General features: G+C 71.5%; 4 protein-coding genes. All 4 read left to right on the top strand.

Translation table 11 applies throughout. The annotated features are described in order from the left end of the window. Nucleotides 1–32 precede the first annotated feature (32 nt). The 4 genes from GSQ95_RS25440 to GSQ95_RS25425 all read left to right on the top strand — a co-directional run bounded on the left by GSQ95_RS25440 (nt 33) and on the right by GSQ95_RS25425 (nt 3,925). Nucleotides 33–1,010 (top strand): iron ABC transporter permease, encoded by a 978-nt coding sequence (locus tag GSQ95_RS25440; protein WP_158897060.1) that lies wholly within the window; start codon nt 33–35, stop codon nt 1,008–1,010. Further along, nucleotides 1,007–2,020: an iron chelate uptake ABC transporter family permease subunit gene (locus GSQ95_RS25435; protein WP_158897059.1), complete on the top strand. Its 1,014-nt coding sequence runs from the start codon at nt 1,007–1,009 to the stop codon at nt 2,018–2,020. Before GSQ95_RS25440 ends, GSQ95_RS25435 begins: the two co-directional genes overlap by 4 nt. Next, a complete protein-coding gene (locus GSQ95_RS25430; protein WP_158897058.1) occupies nt 2,002–2,808 on the top strand; it encodes an ABC transporter ATP-binding protein in 807 nt (268 codons plus the stop codon). The genes GSQ95_RS25435 and GSQ95_RS25430 overlap by 19 nt, the downstream gene beginning before the upstream one ends. 145 nt (nt 2,809–2,953) lie before the next feature. Beyond that, on the top strand, nt 2,954–3,925 hold the full coding sequence (locus tag GSQ95_RS25425) for a D-2-hydroxyacid dehydrogenase family protein (protein WP_158897057.1): 972 nt from the start codon (nt 2,954–2,956) through the stop codon (nt 3,923–3,925). Nucleotides 3,926–4,133: the final 208 nt, after the last annotated feature.

The following is a 4,133-nucleotide window of genomic DNA, read 5'->3' as shown; positions in this document are numbered from 1 at the left end:
CGCAACGGGCATCCGCCGCCCGCGGTGGCCTGGTGCTGGTCCTGCTGCTGATCGTCCTGGCGCTGGCCGTAGTGGCAAGTCTGGGCATAGGCGCACGGTCGCTGTCGGCGGCGCAGATCCTGCACCTGCTGGTCGCGCCCGATGACTCCACCGAGGCCGTGGTGCTCTGGCAGCTGCGTCTGCCCCGCACCCTGCTCGGGCTGCTGGTGGGTGCGGCCCTCGGCCTGGCCGGTACCCTGATGCAGGCGCTGACACGCAATCCCCTGGCCGACCCCGGCCTGCTGGGGATCAATGCCGGAGCAGCCTTCGCCGTGGTGGCCGGGCTGTCGCTGGCAGGGCTGGACGACGCCCCGACGCGCCTGGCCTGCGCCCTGCTGGGGGCGGCCCTGGCCGCCGGCCTGGTCTATCTGCTCGGTGGCAGCGCCCCGGCCCGTGGCCAGCCGCTGCGACTGATCCTGGCCGGTATCGCCCTCAGCGCCAGCCTCAACGCCTGCACCGGCATCATCACCCTGTTCGACAGCGCGGTGTTCGACAGCTACCGCTTCTGGGCGGTGGGCGCCCTGAGCGGCCAGACGCCGGGCGGCGCCCTTGGCATCCTGCCGCTGCTGCTGATCGGCCTGGCGCTGGGCCTGCCCCTGGGGAGCCGGCTCAATGCCCTGGCCCTGGGCGACGACCTCGGTCGTGCCCTCGGCGCCCGCCCCGGACAACTGCGGCTGCTCGCCTTCGTCGCCATCGTGCTGCTGTGCGGCGCCGCCACCGCGGTGGCCGGACCCATCGGCTTTCTCGGCCTGGTGGTGCCCCACGCCCTGCGCCTGCTGGTGGGCGCCGACTGGCGCTGGATTCTGGCCCTGGCGCCCCTGGCCGGTGCCAATCTGCTGTTGCTGGCCGACACCCTGGGCCGCCGTGTGGCGCTGCCAGGTGAACTGGAGGCCGGAATCGTCTGCGCCCTGCTCGGCACCCCGGTGCTCCTCGCGCTGATCATCCGTTCCGCCCGCAGGGTGCGCCCTTGAGTCGTCATCGCTTCGCCCCCCGCCGCTCGGCGCGCTTCAAGGCCTGCCTGCTGCTGCTCCTGCTGGCGGCCATCGGCATCTGTGCCCTGACCCTCAGCGGTGGCGCCTTCGCTCCGGCGCCGCACCGGGTGGCGGCCACCCTGCTCGGTCGGGGCGACGCCCTGGCCAGTCTGATCCTGCTGGAGCTACGCCTGCCGCGACTGCTGGCGGCCTTTGGCGTCGGCGCAGCCCTGGGCGCCAGTGGCGCCATCTTCCAGCGGCTGGCGCGCAATCCCCTGGCCAGTCCGGATCTGCTGGGCTTCACCGTCGGCTCGGCCAGCGGTGCGCTGATCACCCTGCTCTGGCTGCAACTGGGCGGCGCGGCGCTGATGCTGGGCGCCCTCAGCGGCGGGCTGCTGGCCGCGGTACTGGTCGCCGGCCTGGCGGCCCTGGCGGGGATCCGTGGCGAGCGGATGATCCTGCTCGGCATCGCCGTCAGCGCCCTGCTCGCCTCGCTCAACGAATACCTGCTGACCCGCGCCGAGCTGGACGAAGCCCAGGAGGCCCGGCTCTGGCTGTTCGGCAGTCTCGACATGCTGACCTGGAGTCGCACCCTGACCCTGCTCGCCGGCTGCCTGCTGCTCCTGCCGCTGGCCGCCTGGCTGGCGCGGCGGCTGCGCCTGCTGGAGCTGGGCGACGACCTGGCGCGCGCGCTGGGCCTGGCCGTGCTGCCCAGCCAGAATCTGCTGCTGGCGCTCGCCGTGGCCCTCGCCGCCCTGGCCATCGCCACCGCCGGCCCCATCGGCTTCGTCGCCCTGGCGGCGCCCCAGCTGGCCCGCCGCCTGACCCGCAGCGCCGATCTCGGCATCCTCGCCCCCGCCCTGCTCGGCGCCTGCCTCACCGCCCTGGCCGACCTGCTGGCCCAGCGGCTGCTGGCGCCCTTCCAGATTCCGGTCGGGTTGCTCACCGGCGCCCTGGGCGGCCTCTATCTGATCTTCCTGCTGAGCCGCGAATGGCGGCGGACCCCATGAGCCAAGACGCCCCCTCCAGTCGCCTCGCCGCCCACCGCCTCACCGTCGGCTACGGCGGCCAGCCGATCTGCGCCGACCTCGATGTGCGGCTGCCCGATGGGCGCTTCACCGTCATCATCGGCCCCAACGGCTGTGGCAAGTCGACCCTGCTGCGCAGCCTGGCGCGGCTGATCCGCCCCAGCGCCGGCGAGGTGCGCCTGGACGGCCGGCTGATCCAGGACCTGCCGACCCGCGAGGTGGCCCGCCGTATCGGCCTGCTGCCGCAGAGCGCGGTGGCACCGGACGACATCCTGGTCAGCGACCTGGTGGCCCGCGGGCGTCATCCCCATCGCCAGGCCTTCACCGGCTGGACGGAGGCCGACGAGCGCGCGGTGCAGCACGCCCTGGAAGCCACCAATACCCTGGCACTGGCCGAGCGGGCGGTGGACAGCCTCTCCGGCGGCCAGCGCCAGCGGGTGTGGATCGCCCTGGCGCTGGCCCAGGAGACCCCGCTGCTGCTGCTCGACGAGCCCACCACCTTTCTCGACATCGCCCACCAGGTGGAGCTGATGGAGCTGCTCTGCCGGCTCAATCGGGAGGGTGGCCGCACCCTGGTGGCGGTACTGCACGACCTCAACCAGGCCTGTCGCTACGCCGACCACATCATCGCCCTGCGCGCCGGCCGCATCCTCGCCGAGGGTCCACCGGCGGAGATCGTCACCCCCGAGCTGATCGAGGCGTTGTACGGCCTAAGGTGCGCGGTGATCGAGAATCCCCTGGCGGGCACGCCGCTGGTGATTCCCTATTAGCCGCAGGCCCCGGAAAACGCTGCGCGGTTTTCCCGGCTACGGGTAGGGTTGACGACGGCGCAGCCTCGTCCACCGTTGCACCCCATCTTGTCGGACGACCCCGCAGGTGCTCCACTGGCGATCCAGAACAACAACGGAGCCCGCCATGCATATCGTCATCCCGGACGACTACCAGCACGTCGTCGAAACCCTGGATTGCTACCCCCTGCTCCAGCGCGCCGGGCATCAGGTGACGCTCTATCACGACGCCGAGCATGATCCCAGGGTGCTGGTGGAGCGTTTCCGCGATGCCGATGCGCTGGTGCTGACCCGCGAGCGCACCCGTATCGACGCCGAGCTGCTGGCGCATCTGCCACGCCTCACGCTGATCAGCCAGACCGGCAAGGCCACCGCCCACCTCGATGTGGCCGCCTGCACCCATCGGGGAATAGCGGTCTGCGAAGGCAGTGGTTCGCCGGTCTCCACCGCCGAGCTGACCTGGACGCTGATCCTCATGGCCCGGCGCAAGCTCAAGCCGGCCATCGACGCCCTCTATGCCGGACGCTGGCAGGTCAACCTGGGCGAGCGGCTGGATGGGCAGCTTCTCGGCATCTGGGGCTACGGCAAGATCGGCCAGCGCCTGGCGCGCTACGGGCAGGCCTTCGGCATGCCGGTGCTGGTCTGGGGCAGCGAGGCCTCGCGCGCCCGCGCCGAAGCCGACGGTCATCGCGCGGCGCCCAGCCAGGCGGCCTTCTTCGCCGAGGCCGATGTCATCAGCCTGCATCTGAGATACAGCGAGCGCAGCCGCGGCTGCGTGCGGGCCGAAGACCTGGCGCGGATGAAGAAGAGCGCCCTGCTGGTCAACACCGCCCGCGCCGGCCTGATCGAACCCGGCGCCCTGCTCACGGCGCTGGAACGGGGGCATCCCGGCCAGGCGGCGCTGGATGTCTTCGAGCAGGAGCCGGTGGCCCCGGACGACCCCCTGCTCGCCCATCCCCAGGTGCTCTGCACCCCGCACCTGGGGTACGTGGAAAAGCACAGCTACGAACTCTATTTCGGCGAGGCCTTCGCCAACCTGGTGCGCTTCTTCGCCGGCGAACCGACCGGCCTGGCCAATCCGGAGGTATTGGGGCGGTAGGCTTGGATGCGCGTGGATCGCGTGGATCGCGTGGATAAGGCTGCGCCGTTATCCACCCTACGCAGCGCTCTGTTGAGCGCAGCGAAGCCTAACACCCTGCTCCCTCACCCCAGCCCTCTCCCAGAGGGAGAGGGGGAAAAGCGGCGCACGCCTTGTAGATACCATCTCTCCCACCAATCACAACAGGTCCGCTAAAGGGCCTGTCGTG

Source organism: Pseudomonas sp. BAV 4579 (genome assembly GCF_009765395.1).
Classification (GTDB): Bacteria; Pseudomonadota; Gammaproteobacteria; order Pseudomonadales; family Pseudomonadaceae; genus Chryseomonas; species Chryseomonas aestiva.
This window is presented reverse-complemented; position numbering and strand designations above follow the sequence as displayed.

Bases quoted from the DNA above. Each gene is read 5' to 3' on its own strand.
- GSQ95_RS25425 (WP_158897057.1), top strand. From the start codon at position 2,954: ATGCATATCGTCATCCCGGACGACTACCAGCACGTCGTCGAAACCCTG.
- GSQ95_RS25430 (WP_158897058.1), top strand. From the start codon at position 2,002: ATGGCGGCGGACCCCATGAGCCAAGACGCCCCCTCCAGTCGCCTCGCC.